This is a genomic window from Variovorax sp. Soil_C_17 (assembly GCF_057657265.1).
In genome coordinates, this window is record NZ_JBDGIT010000013.1 from 70,894 (window position 1) to 86,323 (window position 15,430).

General features: G+C 69.2%; 14 protein-coding genes. 5 read left to right on the forward strand and 9 right to left on the reverse strand.

Annotated features, from left to right (window positions below; genetic code table 11):
- Positions 1-7: 7 nt before the first annotated feature.
- From AC3A6Y_RS31500 to AC3A6Y_RS31525, 6 genes are all read right to left on the reverse strand, one after another.
- Entirely contained in the window at positions 8-724 is a 717-nt protein-coding gene (locus AC3A6Y_RS31500; RefSeq protein WP_487872151.1) for an ABC transporter ATP-binding protein, read from the reverse strand.
- Positions 721-2,523: a branched-chain amino acid ABC transporter ATP-binding protein/permease gene (locus tag AC3A6Y_RS31505; RefSeq protein ID WP_487872152.1), complete on the reverse strand. Its 1,803-nt coding sequence runs from the start codon at positions 2,521-2,523 to the stop codon at positions 721-723. The genes AC3A6Y_RS31500 and AC3A6Y_RS31505 overlap by 4 nt, the downstream gene beginning before the upstream one ends.
- Positions 2,520-3,386, reverse strand: coding sequence for a branched-chain amino acid ABC transporter permease (locus AC3A6Y_RS31510; RefSeq protein WP_487872153.1), 867 nt, complete (start codon positions 3,384-3,386; stop codon positions 2,520-2,522). The genes AC3A6Y_RS31505 and AC3A6Y_RS31510 overlap by 4 nt, the downstream gene beginning before the upstream one ends.
- A 39-nt stretch (positions 3,387-3,425) precedes the next feature.
- Positions 3,426-4,604 carry an ABC transporter substrate-binding protein gene (locus tag AC3A6Y_RS31515; RefSeq protein ID WP_487872154.1) on the reverse strand — a complete coding sequence of 393 codons (1,179 nt, stop codon included), beginning with the start codon at positions 4,602-4,604 and terminating at the stop codon, positions 3,426-3,428.
- A 141-nt stretch (positions 4,605-4,745) separates the two neighbouring features.
- Positions 4,746-5,780 (reverse strand): phosphotransferase, encoded by a 1,035-nt coding sequence (locus AC3A6Y_RS31520; RefSeq protein WP_487872155.1) that lies wholly within the window; start codon positions 5,778-5,780, stop codon positions 4,746-4,748.
- Positions 5,777-6,550, reverse strand: a complete 774-nt coding sequence (locus AC3A6Y_RS31525) for an SDR family NAD(P)-dependent oxidoreductase (RefSeq protein ID WP_487872156.1) — start codon at positions 6,548-6,550, stop codon at positions 5,777-5,779. Before AC3A6Y_RS31525 ends, AC3A6Y_RS31520 begins: the two co-directional genes overlap by 4 nt.
- 76 nt (positions 6,551-6,626) lie before the next feature.
- Between AC3A6Y_RS31525 and AC3A6Y_RS31530 the strand changes: the two genes are divergently transcribed.
- The 5 genes from AC3A6Y_RS31530 to AC3A6Y_RS31550 are packed head-to-tail and all read left to right on the forward strand — an operon-like array spanning position 6,627 to position 11,396.
- Positions 6,627-7,793 (forward strand): thiolase domain-containing protein, encoded by a 1,167-nt coding sequence (locus AC3A6Y_RS31530; protein ID WP_487872157.1) that lies wholly within the window; start codon positions 6,627-6,629, stop codon positions 7,791-7,793.
- Between the two features lie 4 nt (positions 7,794-7,797).
- A complete protein-coding gene (locus tag AC3A6Y_RS31535) occupies positions 7,798-8,196 on the forward strand; it encodes a Zn-ribbon domain-containing OB-fold protein (RefSeq protein WP_487872158.1) in 399 nt (132 codons plus the stop codon).
- Between the two features lie 10 nt (positions 8,197-8,206).
- A complete protein-coding gene (locus tag AC3A6Y_RS31540; protein WP_487872159.1) occupies positions 8,207-9,019 on the forward strand; it encodes an enoyl-CoA hydratase/isomerase family protein in 813 nt (270 codons plus the stop codon).
- Positions 9,016-9,828, forward strand: coding sequence for an SDR family oxidoreductase (locus AC3A6Y_RS31545; protein ID WP_487872160.1), 813 nt, complete (start codon positions 9,016-9,018; stop codon positions 9,826-9,828). The genes AC3A6Y_RS31540 and AC3A6Y_RS31545 overlap by 4 nt, the downstream gene beginning before the upstream one ends.
- A 14-nt stretch (positions 9,829-9,842) precedes the next feature.
- The gene (locus AC3A6Y_RS31550) at positions 9,843-11,396 is read left to right on the forward strand and encodes a malonate--CoA ligase (RefSeq protein WP_487872161.1); all 1,554 of its coding nucleotides are present in this window, start codon (positions 9,843-9,845) and stop codon (positions 11,394-11,396) included.
- A gap of 54 nt (positions 11,397-11,450) precedes the next feature.
- Here AC3A6Y_RS31550 and AC3A6Y_RS31555 read toward each other — a convergent pair whose 3' ends face one another.
- The 3 genes from AC3A6Y_RS31555 to AC3A6Y_RS31565 are packed head-to-tail and all read right to left on the reverse strand — an operon-like array spanning position 11,451 to position 15,424.
- Positions 11,451-13,133, reverse strand: a complete 1,683-nt coding sequence (locus AC3A6Y_RS31555; RefSeq protein WP_487872162.1) for an MBL fold metallo-hydrolase — start codon at positions 13,131-13,133, stop codon at positions 11,451-11,453.
- On the reverse strand, positions 13,130-14,143 hold the full coding sequence (locus AC3A6Y_RS31560; RefSeq protein ID WP_487872163.1) for a Bug family tripartite tricarboxylate transporter substrate binding protein: 1,014 nt from the start codon (positions 14,141-14,143) through the stop codon (positions 13,130-13,132). The genes AC3A6Y_RS31555 and AC3A6Y_RS31560 overlap by 4 nt, the downstream gene beginning before the upstream one ends.
- Before the next feature lie 39 nt (positions 14,144-14,182).
- Positions 14,183-15,424 (reverse strand): CaiB/BaiF CoA transferase family protein, encoded by a 1,242-nt coding sequence (locus tag AC3A6Y_RS31565; RefSeq protein WP_487872164.1) that lies wholly within the window; start codon positions 15,422-15,424, stop codon positions 14,183-14,185.
- Positions 15,425-15,430: the final 6 nt, after the last annotated feature.

The following is a 15,430-nucleotide window of genomic DNA, read 5'->3' on the forward strand; positions in this document are numbered from 1 at the left end:
TCCTTCATCAGAGGCCCAGGTAGGCGCTGCGCACCTCGGGCCGAACCGCCAGTTCGGCGGCCGGGCCGTCCATCACGATCTCGCCGTTCTGCAGCACGTAGGCGCGGTCGGCCACGCCGAGCGCCATCTCGGCGTTCTGCTCGGCCAGCACCACCGCGACGCCGGCGGCGCGGATCTCGCCCACGAACTGCGCGATCTCGCCCACGATGCGCGGCGCCAGGCCGAGCGTCGGCTCGTCGAGCAGCAGCACGCTCGGGTCGGCCATCAGGGCGCGGCCGATCGCGAGCATCTGCTGCTCGCCGCCGGACAGCGTGCCGGCGCGCTGCAGCCGCCGTTCGAGCAGACGCGGAAAGCGTCTGCAGACGACCGCGCGGCGGACCTGACGTTGCGCGAGATCGCGGCCCAGGTCGCCGAGGTCGAGGTTCTCCTCGACCGACAGGTCAGGGAACACGCGCCGCCCTTCCGGTGACAACGCAAGGCCGGCCGCGATGCGGGCGCGCGTCGGCAGTCCGTCGAGCACGGTGGTGCCGCAACGCAGGCGCCCGCCTGCGGCCGGCACCAGGCCCATCAGCGCGTTCAGCAGCGACGACTTGCCGGCGCCGTTGGCACCGATCAGGGCGATCACCTCGCCGCGCGCGACCGCGATCGAGACGCCGCGCAGCGCCGTGGTTTCACCATAACGCACCGCAAGACTCTCGACCTTCAAGATCGCATCGGAAGTCATGCGCTGGCCTCCGCCATTTCTTCGGCCGGAGCGGCCGCCTGGCCCAGGTACGCCTGCACGACCTCGGTCCGCGTCGTCACCTCGTGCGGTGCGCCATCGGCGATCTTGACGCCGTGGTGCAACACGACCACGCGGTCGACCAGCGACATCAACATCTTCAGGTTGTGATCGACCACGACCAGCGTCATGCCCTTGGCGCGCAGTTCGCGCAGCACGCCGGCCAGGCGCGTGGCCTCGGTGTGGTTGAGGCCGGCGGCGGGCTCGTCGAGCAGCAGCACGGCCGGCTCGGCGGCGAGTGCCATCGCGACGCCGAGCAGCTTCTGCTCGCCATAGGGCAGGCTGCCGGCCAGTGCGTCGAGCCGGTCGACCAGCCCCACCTCCTGCAGGCAGCCCAGTGCATGCGCGAGGCGCTCGCGTTCGCGCAGGCGCGCCGCCGTCGTCCCCACCAGCGCACCGAAGAAGCCGACCGGCCGGTGCAGGTGCGCCGCGATGCGCATGTTGACCAGCACGGTCTGCGACGCGCACACCGCCGTCTGCTGGAAGCTGCGCACCACGCCGCCGCGTGCGACGCGGTGCGGCGCCAGGCCCGCGATGTCCTGGCCGAACGCCTGGATGCTGCCGTGCGTGGTCGGCAGGAAGCCGCTCAGCATGCTCAGCAGCGTCGTCTTGCCGGCGCCGTTCGGACCGATCAGGCCGACGATCTCGCCGCTGCGCACCTCGAAGGACACATCCTCCACCGCCTTCAGGCCCTTGAAATGGCGGCTGACCTGGCGCACCTGCAGCGCGGGATCGGCCCGGTGTGCGCGCGCGACCAGTGGCGTGGCCGGCGGCAGCGCATCGCCTGCAGCGCGGCGCGCGAAGCGGCGTTGCAGCGCCGTGCGCTTCATGAGCCAGCCGACGATGCCGTCCGGCAGCACGCGTACCGCGATCAGCAGCATCAGCGCGAACGCGGCGAAGTTCAGTTCGCCCAGGAAACGCAGCGCCTCCGGCAGCGCCGCGAACAGCGCGCCGCCGAGCAGCGGCCCGAACAGCGTGGCCTTGCCGCCGAGGATCACCGCGAGGATGCCGGTGGCCGAGTTGGTGACGCCGAACAGCGCCGGCGACAGCACGAACACCTTCGGGACCAGCAGGCCGCCGGCCAGCGCCGCGAGCCCGCCCGAGAGCGCGATGTTGAGCACCCGCGCCTGCGCCGTCGCGATGCCGAGCGACTCGGCCAGCGCCGGCGCCTCGCGGATCGCATCCCAGCAGCGGCCGGTGGCGCTCGCGCGCAGGTTGCGCAGCAGCACGAAGGCCGGCACCAGCGCCGCGCCGACCACCGCCAGATAGGCCTGCTGCGCATTCCACCCGATCGCCTGCGCGCCGGGCACGGGGGATACCGACACCATCAGTCCCATCGGCCCGTGCGTCAGCTCGACCCAGTGGCTCGCGAGCAGCAGCAGCATCTCGGCGACGACCAGCGTAGCGATCGCGAAGTAGGCGCCGCTCAGCCGCGCCGAGATCACGCCGAGCAAGGCGCCGAGCAGCAGCCCGGGGATCACGCAGAGCGGCAGCACGGCCCAGTAGTTCCAGCCCAGCGCGGTGACGAGCAGCCCTGCCGTGTAGGCGCCCAGCCCGAGGAAGGCGGCATGGCCGAAGCTGACGTAGCCGAGCTGGCCGAAGGCCACTGCGACGCCGAGCGCGAACACTGCGAGCACGCCGGCGTAGGCCGCGACGTCGAGCCAGTAGGCCGAGCGCAGCACGGTGGCGACGATGGCGACCAGCAGCAGGCCGAGCAGCAGATCTCTCACGCTGCGGGTCATGTGCGCGACCCCAGCAGCCCCTGCGGCCGCAGCAGCAGCGTCAGCAGCATCAGGCCGTAGACGCAACCGGTGGCGACGCTCTCGTCGACATACAGCCCGAGCATCGCCTCGATCACGCCGATGCCGAGCGCACAGACCACCGCGCCGAGCGCGCTGCCGAGCCCGCCCATGACGACGATCACGAAGGCCTTGATCAGCACCGCCTGGCCGAGCGCCGGCGAATAGGAAGTGATCGGCGCAAGCAGGCCGCCGCCGAAGCCGGCGATCCCGGCGGCGAGGATGAAGGCGCGCGAGCCGAGCGACTTGACGTCGATGCCGACCACGCGCGCCGCGTGCTCGCTCTGCGCGACGGCGCGCAGTTCGACGCCGAAGCGCGTGCGCCGCGCCAATTGCTCCAGCGCGAGCAGCGTGGCAATGCTGGCGCCGATGATGAACAGGCGCTGCGCCGTCAGGGCGACGCCACCGAGCTCGAAGCGGCCCTGCAGCCCGTCGACGCGCGCCGGCGCCGGACCCCAGATCGACAGCACCACCTGATAGGCCAGCACGCCCATCGCGAAGGTGGTCAGCAGGATGTCGGTGCGGCCACTCTCGCGCGGCAGCAGCGGCGCGACCGCGAGGCGGTTGAAGACCCAGCCGACCAGCGCGCCGACCAGCGCCGCGAGCGGCAACGCGATCAGGTACGGCAGGCCGAGCTTGGTGGTCGCGATCACGACCGTCAGCGCGCCCAGCATCACCACCTCGCCGTGGCCGAAGTTGATGACGTGCAGCACGCCAAAGGCCAGCGTCAGCCCGAGCGCGATCAGCGCATAACCGAAGCCGACCGACAGGCCGTTGACGATTTGCTGGAGCAGCGCTTCGGACATGGAGAAGGATGGGTCGCGGCAGCGCCTACAGCCGCACGATCATTCGCCGACGACGATCTTGCCGTCCTTCACCACCAGCGTGACCCACTTCTCCGAGGTCGCCTGGCCGGCAGGGAACTTGACCGGCCCGCGCGGCGAATCCCAGGTGCCGGCGCGCAGCGTGGCGGCGAGCTTGGCGGTGTCGGTCGCCGTCTCGGCCTTGCGGATCGCATGCCCGAGGATCCATATCGATTCGAAGCCGAGGAAGTCGACCTTGCCCGGCATCTCGTTGAACTTGGACTGGAATGCGGCGACAAACTTCTTGTTGGTCTCGGTGGCCATGGTCGGCGCCCAGATGTCGACCGTGAACGAGCCTTCGACGGCCGGGCCGGCGACCTGGAGCAGCACCGGCGTGATCGAGCCCGGCAGGATGCAGCGCTTGGCGGTCACGCCCGCTTCGGCCAGCGTGCGCAGCAGGTTGCCGCCCTGCTCGGGCGCCGACCAGGCGAAGCAGACCACGTCCGGATTGGCCGACTTGATGCGCGAGGCGAGCGTGCTGAAGTCGCTCTGCTTCAGGATCTCGAACATCTCGCTGGCGACGACGGCGCTGCCGAACGCGGCCTTCATGTTGGTGATGATCGAGCGGCCGTAGTCGCCGTTCTCGACCACGATCGCCAGCCGCTGCGGCTTGACCTTGTCCTTCAGGTAGGCGTTGAAGACCTCGCCGTCGGTCGAGACCAGCGGGTTGAAACGGAACGCGCGGTCGTAGTCGGTGATGGCCGGCGCCTTGGTCACGGCAGCCAGGAACATCATGCCGTTCTGCTGGGCGACCTGGTTGATGCCGAGCGACACCGAGGTGTTGATCGCGCCGACGATCACCGGCACCTTGTCCTCGCTGGCGAGCTTGCGCGCTGCGGCGACGCCGTCGGCCGGCGTGTAGTTGTCGTCGTAGACCACGAGCTTGAGCGGGGCGCCCCTGAGCACCCCGCCGCTCGCATTGAGCATCTCGGCCGCCAGCTCGGCGCCGCGCTTGCCCTGCTGGCCGAGCATGGTCTTGATCGGATAGACGACGCCCACCGTGACCGGCGCCGGCTGGGCCATCACCAGCGTGCAGGTGAGGCTGGAAAAGGCGACGGCATAGCCGGCAACGAGGAAGCGCGCGGCCGAACGCAGCTGCGCGCCCCGACGGAAAAATGCGCCGGCGCGGCGGGCGATGGGAAGTCCGAGGATCGATGGCATGGGGAGTCTCCAGGAAAGGCTGGCGGCCGGTTGGCGCGGTGCCCCGGATATTGACTTCAATGGTACAACCAAATAGGGATTCACACCACATCGGATGGCTACGGGAAAACCCCGGCGCCGCGACCCTCTCCGCTCGGGCGCTCAAAGGCGGCGCGCAATCTCCCAGCCGGCCGTCGCGGTCGCCTCGACCCGCGCCGCGACCGCCTGCGCACGGCTGTTCGCCGCATTGCCTTCGAGCGCACGGCGTGCGATGCCCTGCTGGATCGCCGCCAGGCGGAACATGTTGAACGCCAGGTAGAACGACCAGTTCGGGATCTGCCCGCTCTCTCCGCGCCCGGTGCGCGCGCAGTACGCGGCGACGTGTTCGGCCTCGGTCGGGATGCCGAGCGCGGCGAGGTCCGCATCGCCCATGCCGACCAGCGTGCGGTGCACGCCGAGCGCGAGCCGCCAGCTCAGGCAGTGGTAGGCGAAGTCGACCAGCGGGTCGCCGATGGTCGACAGCTCCCAGTCGAGCACGGCGACGATGCTCGGCTCGGTGGCATGGAAGATCACGTTGTCGAGCCGGAAGTCGCCATGCACGATGCCGGCGCCCGCCTGCGCGGGCACGTGCGCCGGCAACCAGGCCAGCAGCGATTCCATCGCTTCGATGCGGCGCGTCTCGGCGCCGCGGTATTGCTTCGTCCAGCGCTCGATCTGGCGCTCCAAGTAGCGCTCCTCGCGCCCGTAGTCGGCCAGACCGATCGCGCGGTGGTCGACGCCGTGCAGCGCCGCCATCACGCGGTTCAACTCGGCATAGTGGGCGCGGCGCTGTTCCGGCGTCATGCCGGGCAGCGTCTGGTCGGTCAGGATGCGGCCGTCGACGAAGTCCATCAGGTAGAACGCGCTGCCGAGCACCGAGAGGTCTTCGCACAGCGCACGCGCACGCGGCACCGGCACGGTCGAGCCCTGCAACGCCCGAAGCACGCGGAACTCGCGGTCGACCGCATGCGCCGACTGCAGGATCTGGCCGGCGGGCTTGCGCCGCAGCACGTACCGGCGCGCGCCGGCGTCGACGATGAAGGTCGGGTTCGACTGCCCGCCTTCGACCTTGCGCACCGCCAGCGGGCCGTCGAAGGCCTCGACGTGCTCGCGCATGTAGGCCGCGAGGCGCGCGGCATCGGGCACCTCCGCGCTCACAGGCTGATGTGGAAGCCGCCGTTGACGCCGATGTGCTGGCCGGTCATGTAGCTGGCCGCATCGGATAGCAGGAACGCCAGCATGCGCACCGCCTCCTGCGGGGTCGACCAGCGCCCGAGCGGGATCTGCGCCAGGATGTTGTCCTTGAACTTCTCGCCGCGCACTACCTCGGTCATCGGCGTTTCGACCACGCCGAAGCAGATCGAGTTGGTGCGGATGTTGTAGCGGCCCCATTCCTTCGCGGCCGTCATCGTCATGCCCAGCATGCCGGCCTTGGCGGCGGCGTAGTTGATCTGGCCGATCGAGCCCTTGCGCCCGGCGTCGGACGAGATGTTGATGATCGAGCCGCCGGTGGTGTCGCCGTCGCGCGAGCGCGCCAGCATGTGGCGGCCGACCGCCTGCAGCCAATAGAAGCTGCCGGTGAGATGCACGTCGATCACGTCCTTCCACTGTTGCGCGGTCATCTTCTCGATCATGGCGGGGCGCGTGATGCCGGCGTTGTTGACCAGGCCGTGGATGGCGCCGAAGCGCTCCACCGCTTCCGCGACCGACTTCGTCGCGAGGTCCAGGTCGGCGACGCTGCCGACCACCGTCATCACGCGTTCGGCGGGCAGCGGCGCCATCGCGGCCTTCAGCGTGTCGCCGTTCATGTCGACCGCGACGACCTGGCCTTCGAGTTCGATGACGAGTTCGGCCAACGCCTTGCCGATGCCCTGGCCGGCGCCGGTGACGACGACGGTGTGGCCTTTGAGAGAGACGAGAGGCGTCATGGTTCTGATCCTTGTTTGATGGTAGAACCAATGATATGCTTTACCAGCAAATCGCGTCAACACGAAAGACTCTCGCATGTCCCTCAAACGACAGGCCTGCATCGCAGGCGCGTTCGAACACCCCACCCGCAAGGCCCCCGACAAGACCATCGCCCAGCTGCATGCCGAATGCGCGCGCGGCGCGCTGCAGGACGCCGGGTTGTCGCTGAAAGACGTCGACGGCTACTTCTGCGCCGGCGATGCGCCGGGCCTGGGCGCCAACAACATGGTCGACTACCTCGGGCTGAAGGTCCGCCACATCGACAGCTCCGACACCGGCGGCTCGGCCTACCTGCTGCATGTCTCGCACGCGGCGCAGGCGATCGCGGCGGGGAAGTGCAACGTCGCGCTGATCACGCTGTCGGGCCGGCCGCGCAGCGAAGGCTCCAGCGGCGTCGCGCCGCGCTTCACCATGCCGATCACGCCCGATGTGGCCTGGGAGCAGCCCTACAACCCGGTCACGGTCAACATGTATGCGCTCGCCGCGGCGCGCCACATGTTCGAGTACGGCACCACGGCCGAGCAGCTCGCCTGGATCAAGGTCGCCGCGTCGACCCATGCGCAGTACAACCCGAACGCGATGCTGCGCGACGTGGTCACGGTCGAGGACGTGATCGACTCGCCGATGATCTCCGACCCGCTGCACAAGCTCGACTGCTGCGTGGTCAGCGACGGCGGCGGCGCGCTGCTGGTGGTGCGCCCCGAGATCGCGCGCTCGCTGAAGCGCCCGGTGGTCAATCTGCTCGGTGCCGGCGAGGCCATCAAGGGCCAGGACGGCGGCCATGTCGACCTCACCTACTCCGGCGCGGCCGTGTCCGGCCCGATCGCGTTCGCCGAGGCCGGCGTGAAGCCGTCCGACATCCAGTACGCATCGATCTACGACAGCTTCACGATCACCGTGCTGATCCAGCTCGAGGACCTGGGCTTCTGCAAGAAGGGCGAAGGCGGCCGCTTCGTGATGGACGGCAACCTGATCTCCGGCATCGGCAAGCTGCCGTTCAACACCGACGGCGGCGGCCTGTGCAACAACCACCCCGCCAACCGCGGCGGCATCACCAAGGTGATCGAGGCAGTGCGCCAGCTGCGCGGCGAGGCGCACCCGAAGGTGCAGGTGCCCAACTGCACGCTGGCACTCGCGCAAGGTACCGGTGGACTGCTCGGCTCGCGCCACGGCAGCGGCACTCTGATCATGGAAAGGGCTTGAGATCATGACCACCCCCCAACAGGACCGCCCGCTCGCCGCGCCGATCATCGACGCGGCGACCGAGCCCTACTTCACCGCCGCGAAGCAAGGCGTGCTCAAGCTGCGCCGCTGCACCGCCTGCCAGAAGCCGCACTTCTACCCGCGGGCGCTGTGCCCGTTCTGCCTCGGCGACACCGAGTGGATCGATGCCAAGGGCACCGGCGAGATCTACAGCGTCAGCGTGACGCGCCGCGCCGGACCGATCCCCTACGCGATCGCCTATGTGAAGCTCGACGAAGGCGTGACCATGCTGACCAACATCGTCGACTGCGACCTGGATGCGTTGCGCATCGGCCAGCGCGTGAAGGTCTGCTTCAAGCCGGCCGAAGGCGATGCCGCCATCCCGATGTTCACCCCTGCATAAGAGTAGACGCATGGACACGGTGAACTTCGAAGTCAAGGATTCGATCGGCTGGATCCGCCTGGCGCGGCCCGAGAAGCGCAACCCGTTCGACAGCGAGCTGCGCCGCGACCTGATGACGGTGCTCGACCGCGTGCGCGACGACCAGGGCATCCGCGTGCTGGTGCTCGCCGGCAGCCCGGGCGCCTTCTGCGCGGGCGGCAACCTGAACGACCTGAACACGAACCTCGACGCCGGCGCGGCCTACTGGCAGCAGCGCATCAACGGTGGGCTGCGCCTCATCAACGACCTGCTGCGCCTCACGCGACCGCTGATCGCGGTGGTCGACGGCCCGGCCTTCGGCGCCGGCTTCTCGCTCGCACTGACGGCCGACCTGGTGATCGCGTCGCCGCAGGCCCGCTTCTCGATGGCTTACCTGAAGCTCGGCCTGATCCCCGACCTGGGCCCGATGTACCTGCTGCCGCGCATCGTCGGGCTGCAGCGTGCGAAGGAGCTGATCTTCTCCACGCGCGAGATCGACGCGGCAGAGGCCAGGTCGATGGGCATCGTGATGGAGATCCACGAAAGCGCACGCCTCGAAGCGCGCGCGCAGCAGATCGCACTGAGCATGACCCAGGCCTCGCCCACCGCGCTGGCGCTGACCAAGTCGGCGCTGAACGCCTCGCTGGACAGCGACCAGGCCACCATGTTCACGCTCGAGGCGAACAGCCAGGCCGCCGCGTTCATGACCCCCGAGCCGCGCGCCGCGATCACCGCGATGCTGGGCAAGAAGGCGCCGCCCTACAAGGGCTTCCCGCCCATCGAGAAAACGGAGCCCTCGACATGAGTGACCTGAAGGGCAAGACGTTGTTCATCAGCGGCGCGAGCCGCGGCATCGGCCTGGCGATCGCGCTGCGTGCGGCGCGGGACGGCGCCAACATCGTGATCGCCGCCAAGACGGCCGAGCCGCATCCGAAGCTGCCCGGCACGATCTACACCGCCGCGAAGGAGATCGAGGCCGCCGGCGGCCAGGCGCTGCCGCTGGTGGTCGACATCCGGCACGAGGAGCAGGTGCTCTCCGCCGTCGAGCAGGCGGTGGTGCGCTTCGGCGGCATCGACATCTGCGTGAACAACGCCAGCGCGATCAGCAAGACCGGCACGCTTGCGACCGACATGAAGCGCTTCGACCTGATGCACGGCATCAACGCCCGCGGCACGTACCTGGTGAGCCGCGCCTGCCTGCCGCACCTGCTGAAGGCGCCGAACCCGCACGTGCTGATGCTCTCGCCGCCGCTCAACATGGAGGAGCGCTGGTTCGCACCGAACGTGGCCTACACGATCGCCAAGTTCGGCATGAGCATGTGCGTGCTCGGCATGGCCGGCGAGTTCCGCGATCGCGTCGCGTTCAACGCGCTGTGGCCACGCACCGTGATCGGCACGGCGGCGGTGCAGAACCTGCTCGGCGGCGACTCGACGATGCAGCGCACGCGCAGCCCGCAGATCATGGCCGATGCGGCGCACCGCATCCTGACCGCTCCGACCTCGTTCAGCGGCAACTTCTGCATCGACGAGGACCTGCTGCGCCAACACGGGCAGACCGACTTCTCGATGTACAGCCCGGCTGGGGCGGAGTTGATTCCCGACGTCTTTCTCTGACAACTCCACTTCCGATGCCCGACGCCAATCTGTTCAGCGCGCTGCGCCGCGCTTTCCCGGCCGACCTCGACCAGATCGCGATCGAGGCCGTCGACGCGATGCCGCCGCGCCACTACACATGGCGGGAGCTCGACGCCGGCAGCGCGCAGCTGGCCAACCTGCTCGCATCGCTCGCGCTGCCGTCGGGCTCGCGCATCGCGGCGCAGGTCGAAAAGAGCGTCGAGGCGCTGATGCTGTACCTGGCGGTGCTGCGCGCCGGCCACGTCTTCCTGCCGCTCAACAGCGCCTATCAGGCGGCCGAGATCGAGTACTTCGTCGGCAATGCCGAGCCGGCGGTGGTGGTCTGCGATCCGCGCCACGTCGACTGGATCGAGCCGATCGCGCTGCGCGCCGGCTGCCGCATGGTCTGCACGCTGGCCGGCGACGGCAGCGGCACGCTGATGGCGAGCGCGGCCGGATTCGGCGACGAGCAGACGCCGGCCGCCGTTCGACGCTCGGACCTGGCGTCGATCATCTACACCAGCGGGACGACCGGGCGCAGCAAGGGCGCGATGCTGTCGCACGACAACCTGCTCAGCAACGCGCGCACGCTGAAGACCTATTGGGACTGGCAGCCCGACGACGTGCTCATCCACGCGCTGCCGACCTTCCACGTGCACGGCCTGTTCGTCGCGATCCACGGCGCGCTGCTGAACGGCAGCAAGATGATCTGGTTCGGCAACAAGTTCGATCCGAAGCGCGTGATCGCGCAGATGGCGCGTGCCACCGTTTTCATGGGCGTGCCGACGCTGTACTCCCGGATGCTGGCCGAGCCCACGCTCACGCGCGAGGCGAGCGCCTCGATGCGCCTCTTCATCAGCGGCTCGGCGCCATTGCTGGTCGAGATCTTCGACGCCTGGACCGATCGCACCGGCCACGTCATCCTCGAACGCTACGGCATGAGCGAAACCGCGATGCTGGCCAGCAACCCGTGCCGCGCCGCCGACGGCCAGCGCCGCCGCGGTACCGTCGGTCCGGCGCTGCCGGGCGTCGACGTGCGCGCGGTCGACTACGACGGCACCGGCCCGGCTGGCGCGCCCTGCCCGCCCGGTGCCATCGGCAACCTGGAGGTACGCGGCCCGAACGTGTTCGCCGGCTACTGGCGCATGCCGGAAAAGACGAAGGAAGAGTTCACGTCCGACGGCTGGTTCAAGACGGGCGACGTTGGACGGATCGAGGCCGACGGCTACATCACCATCGTCGGCCGCAGCAAGGACCTGATCATCAGCGGCGGCTACAACGTGTACCCGGCCGAGATCGAAGGCTTCATCAACGAGCTGCCCGGCGTCGAAGAATCAGCCGTGATCGGCGCGCCGCACCCCGACTTCGGCGAAGCCGTGGTCGCCATCGTCGTCGCCAAACCCGGCGGCACGCTCGACGCCGGCGCAATCGTCGCGCGCCTGAAAGCCGACATCGCGAACTTCAAGGTGCCGAAGGAGCTGTACGTTCTGCCCGACCTGCCGCGCAATGCGATGGGGAAGGTCCAGAAGAATTTACTGCGGGAGCGGTATAGGGGGCTGTTCGGCTGAAGGGGACTTGTGCTGGCCGCCTCTAGCCGTCGAATGTCGGGAAGCGCGGCAAGCCTATTTCCTTATCCACCACCGCCCCTGCCCATCCAGCCCCACCGCCCGTTCCCCATGCAGCTTCTGCAGGTGCGCCTGCAGCGACCGCAGCGCCACCCCGTGCAGACGCACTGGCGTGTCGGCATAGACGATGGGCAGCAGCGTCGCCGCTTCGGCCGGGCCGTGCGCCGTCACGGCCGCAAGCACCTTGGCCTGGCGCCCGAGTCGGTGTGCGATCGTCATGCGCACCACCGCGTGCGGCTCGTCGATGAGGAAGCCGTGCCCCGGCGCCAGCCATTCGATGTCTTCGGCAAGTAGCCGCTCCAACGAGGCAAAGTACGCGGCCATGTCGCCGTCCGGCGGGTTGATGACAACGGTCGAGCCCTGCATCAGGTGGTCGCCGGTGAAGAGCAGCTTTTCTTCCTCGAGCAGATAGCACAGGTGGTTGCTCGCATGGCCCGGCGTGTGGATTGCGCGCAGCGTGACGCCCTCCCCCAACGCGATTCGCTCGCCGTCCTCGACCCTATGGTCAGGCACGAACGCGGTGTCCTGCCACTCGGAAAAGTCGGCGACACGGCCGAAGGTCGGTGCGCCGGTCGCTTCCTTCAGCGCGGCGGCGGCGGGCGAATGGTCCTTGTGGGTGTGCGTAACGAGGATGCGGGTGACCTTGCCCGGTGCCGCTTGGCGCAGCGCCTCCACGTGCGCGGCGTCGGCCGGGCCGGGGTCGAGCAGCGCCCATTCGTCGCCGCCGGGGGCGCCGATGAAGTAGCTGTTGGTACCCGGGCCGGTCATCATGTTGCCGTTCGGCGCGGTGACGCGCAGCACGCGCGGCGACAGCCACACGCCGCGGCCCGGCAGCAACTCGGTACTGACGTGGCCACGGCCCTGCGGGTCGAGGCGGCCGATCTCGGCGAAGGCCCATGCCCCGCGGTCCACCGGCGTGCGGCCCTTCGGGCCGATCGCCAAGCGCGGACGCGTCACCGGGACGACGTCTTGCGCGCGTGCCGCAGCCACGGCCTCGGCGGCAGTCGCGAAGCCGGCGAGATGCTTCAGCGTGACCGAGGTCACATGCATGAGCTTCAGCGCGCGCGCCTTGTCGAGCGCCTCGGCAGGCGTCAGCCACAGCACCTCGACGGACTCGCCGCCGTCGTGCAGCGCGGTCTGGCCGGCCGGCGCCTCGGCGATGAAGAAGCGCGTGTCGAAGATTTTTGGCATGCCGAGCGGCGTGATCCAGTGGCTGTAGTAGGCCAGGTCGGCCGCGCTGAGGCGCACATTCAGGCGCGCGCAGAGCTCGGCCATGCCGATCTTGTTGGCATGCAGCGACCGGCGCAGCGCGAACAGCTCGTCGGCCGGGAAGCGGGCCAGGTCGACCATTGCGCCCGAGGCGTCGGTCGCGAACAGCAGGCCGGACTCTTCGAAGCATTCGCGGATCGCGCCGATCCAATAATTCAGCCCCCCCGCCGGCAGGCCGAGGCGCGCGCTTGCCGCAACGTCGTCGAGTCCGCCGCACAGCGCGTGGTGGCTGCCGTCGGCCGGGTCGAGCAGACCACCGGGGAAGACCGCTGCACCGCTGTTCTGGTCGCCTGGGCGCTCGGCGCGGCGGAGCAACAGCACCTCGAGGCCGCGCGGCCCGTCGCGCAGCACGATCAGCGTGGCCGCGACACGCGCCTCGATGGGCAGCGGCGGCGTGGCGCTCATCGTCATTCCGGCTTGATACCGGCGTCCTTGATCACCGCGGCCCAGCTTGCGTACTCGTCGGCGATGCGCGTTCCGAGCTGCTCCGGCGTGCTGGACGCAGCCAGCGCCCCAGCCTGCTCGAAGCGGGTCTTGATGTCGGGGGTCGCCAGCACCTTGACGATTGCGTCGTTCAGGCGCGCAACCACGTCGGGCGGCGTACCGGCCGGCGCGAACAGCCCGAACCACACCTCGAGGTTGAAATTCGGCAGCGTCTGGCTCAGCGGCACCGCGCCCGGCGCGAGGGTCGAGGGCTGGGCCGAACCGGTGCCGAGCATGCGCAACCTGCCCTCCTTGGCAAATGCGTTGAGCTGCGGCGAAGTCGTCGACAGCAGCATCTTGACCTCGCCTGTCAGCACCGCCTGAGTCGTTGGCGCTTGACCCTTGTACGGGACGTGCAGCAGTGAAATGCCCGCGCGGCGCGCGAACAGTTCGCTCGACAGTTGGCCGAACGAGGCCGGCCCGGCGCTTGCATACTCGACCTTGCCCGGGTTGGCCTTCGCATAGTCGATGAACTGCTGCGTCGTGGTCGCCGGCACGCTAGGGTTGATCACCAGGACCATCGGCTGCAGCGAGACCAGCGAGACCGGGGCGAAGTCCTTCAGCGGCGCATAGTTCGCCTCCTTGGAGACCTGCGGCGAGATCACCAGGCCGTTGTTCGGGAACAGCAGCGTGTAGCCGTCGGGCGCCGCCTTTGCGACCAGCTTGGTGCCGAGCACCGCCGACGCGCCGGGCCGGTTGTCGATGACGACCGGCTGGCCGAGCTGCTTCTGCAGCGGCTCCTGCATCAGCCGCGCCAGCGCGTCGGTGGTGCCGCCTGGGGGGTACGGCACGACGATGGTGATCGGCTTGTTCGGGAACGCCTGGGCGAACGCGGCGCCGGGCAAGCCGATAGCGGCTGCGGCGGTGCCGAGCGTCAGTGCCAGCGCAAGGCCGCGGCGGCGTGCATTCGATGGAGGGGCTTGTCTCGTGTGGGTCATGGTCATCCTCGTCGGGGCGTTTGGCAAGAGGTTCACGCGTCAGTGCGCAGCAGCGGCCGACGCCGGCAGATGCAGCACGCCCTCGGTCGCCAACGCGTCGATCGCATCGTCGCCCAGGCCGAGTCCGCGCAGCACGTCGGGGCCGTCGGCGCCGAGCTCGGAGACGCTGTTGCGTGCGTGCGCCGCGGTGTGCAGGAAGCGGAAGGCCGGGTTCGGCACCGCGAACAGGCCGGAGCCGTCGTCGATGGTCTGCATCGCCTGGCGCTCGACGATCGGCGGCAGCTGCATCGCCTGGCCGACGCTCAGGTAGCGCGAACAGGGCACGCCGCCGGCGTGCATCGCCTCCTCGCATTCGGCCGCGCTCAATTCGCCGGCCCAGTCGTCGAGCAGGCCCATCAGCTCGCCCCAATGGTGTTCGCGCGCGTGGATGGTCGCGAAGCGCTTGTCCTGAACCCATTCGGGATGGCCGGTCGCGCGCGCCAGCGCCTCGAAGTTGTTCTGGCTCACCGGCGCGATCAGCACGAAGCCGTCGCGCGCCTTGGTCGGCTGGTAGAGCGGACGGCGCCGCTCGGCCGGGAACTGCGCCTCCTGGCATTCGTAGACCAGCAGGCTCAGCATCGCGTCCATCAGCGACAGGTCGACCTGGTCCCCCTTGCCCGTGCGCGCTGCGCGGAACAGCGCCGCCTGGATCGCGCCGAACGCGAGCGAACCGCCGAGCACGTCGGCCACGAAGATGCCGTTTTTCAGCGGGCGCTCGATGCCGTCCTGGTAGTTCAGCGTCGCCATGTCGTAGCCGCTGCCGGCATGCAGCACCGGCGCATAGGCGCTGCGTCCGGCCCACGAACCGGTCTGGCCGAAGCCCGAGATCGAGCAATAGACCAGTTTCGGATTGATCGCCGCGAGCGTCTCGTAGTCGAGGCCGAGGCGCTTCATCACGCCGGGCCGATAGTTCTCGACGACGACGTCGCAGCTTTCGACCAATTGCTTGATGAGCGCGACCGCGGCGGGCTTCTTCAGGTCGAGCGCAAGGCTCTTCTTGCCGCAGTTGAGCTGTGCGAAGTAGGTGCTGCGGCCCTCGCGCGTCGGCGGACGGCTACGGATGTGGTCGCCTTCGGGCGGCTCGATCTTGATGACCTCGGCACCCATGTCGGCCATCATGCGCGTGGTGTAGGGGCCGGACATCATCGCGGTGAAGTCGAGCACCCGCACACCGTCGAGAATGCCGGGGCGAGAATCGGCTTTGTCAGCCACGGTCCTGGCGGCCGGCTTCGGGTTCGACATGCGAAG

What these genes read in the sequence shown, in the direction of transcription:
- AC3A6Y_RS31500 (WP_487872151.1), bottom strand. Translation starts at nt 724, where the DNA reads ATGACTTCCGATGCGATCTTGAAGGTCGAGAGTCTTGCGGTGCGTTAT.
- AC3A6Y_RS31505 (WP_487872152.1), bottom strand. Translation starts at nt 2,523, where the DNA reads ATGACCCGCAGCGTGAGAGATCTGCTGCTCGGCCTGCTGCTGGTCGCC.
- AC3A6Y_RS31510 (WP_487872153.1), bottom strand. Translation starts at nt 3,386, where the DNA reads ATGTCCGAAGCGCTGCTCCAGCAAATCGTCAACGGCCTGTCGGTCGGC.
- AC3A6Y_RS31515 (WP_487872154.1), bottom strand. Translation starts at nt 4,604, where the DNA reads ATGCCATCGATCCTCGGACTTCCCATCGCCCGCCGCGCCGGCGCATTT.
- AC3A6Y_RS31525 (WP_487872156.1), bottom strand. Translation starts at nt 6,550, where the DNA reads ATGACGCCTCTCGTCTCTCTCAAAGGCCACACCGTCGTCGTCACCGGC.
- AC3A6Y_RS31530 (WP_487872157.1), top strand. Translation starts at nt 6,627, where the DNA reads ATGTCCCTCAAACGACAGGCCTGCATCGCAGGCGCGTTCGAACACCCC.
- AC3A6Y_RS31535 (WP_487872158.1), top strand. Translation starts at nt 7,798, where the DNA reads ATGACCACCCCCCAACAGGACCGCCCGCTCGCCGCGCCGATCATCGAC.
- AC3A6Y_RS31540 (WP_487872159.1), top strand. Translation starts at nt 8,207, where the DNA reads ATGGACACGGTGAACTTCGAAGTCAAGGATTCGATCGGCTGGATCCGC.
- AC3A6Y_RS31545 (WP_487872160.1), top strand. Translation starts at nt 9,016, where the DNA reads ATGAGTGACCTGAAGGGCAAGACGTTGTTCATCAGCGGCGCGAGCCGC.
- AC3A6Y_RS31550 (WP_487872161.1), top strand. Translation starts at nt 9,843, where the DNA reads ATGCCCGACGCCAATCTGTTCAGCGCGCTGCGCCGCGCTTTCCCGGCC.
- AC3A6Y_RS31555 (WP_487872162.1), bottom strand. Translation starts at nt 13,133, where the DNA reads ATGACGATGAGCGCCACGCCGCCGCTGCCCATCGAGGCGCGTGTCGCG.
- AC3A6Y_RS31560 (WP_487872163.1), bottom strand. Translation starts at nt 14,143, where the DNA reads ATGACCCACACGAGACAAGCCCCTCCATCGAATGCACGCCGCCGCGGC.
- AC3A6Y_RS31565 (WP_487872164.1), bottom strand. Translation starts at nt 15,424, where the DNA reads ATGTCGAACCCGAAGCCGGCCGCCAGGACCGTGGCTGACAAAGCCGAT.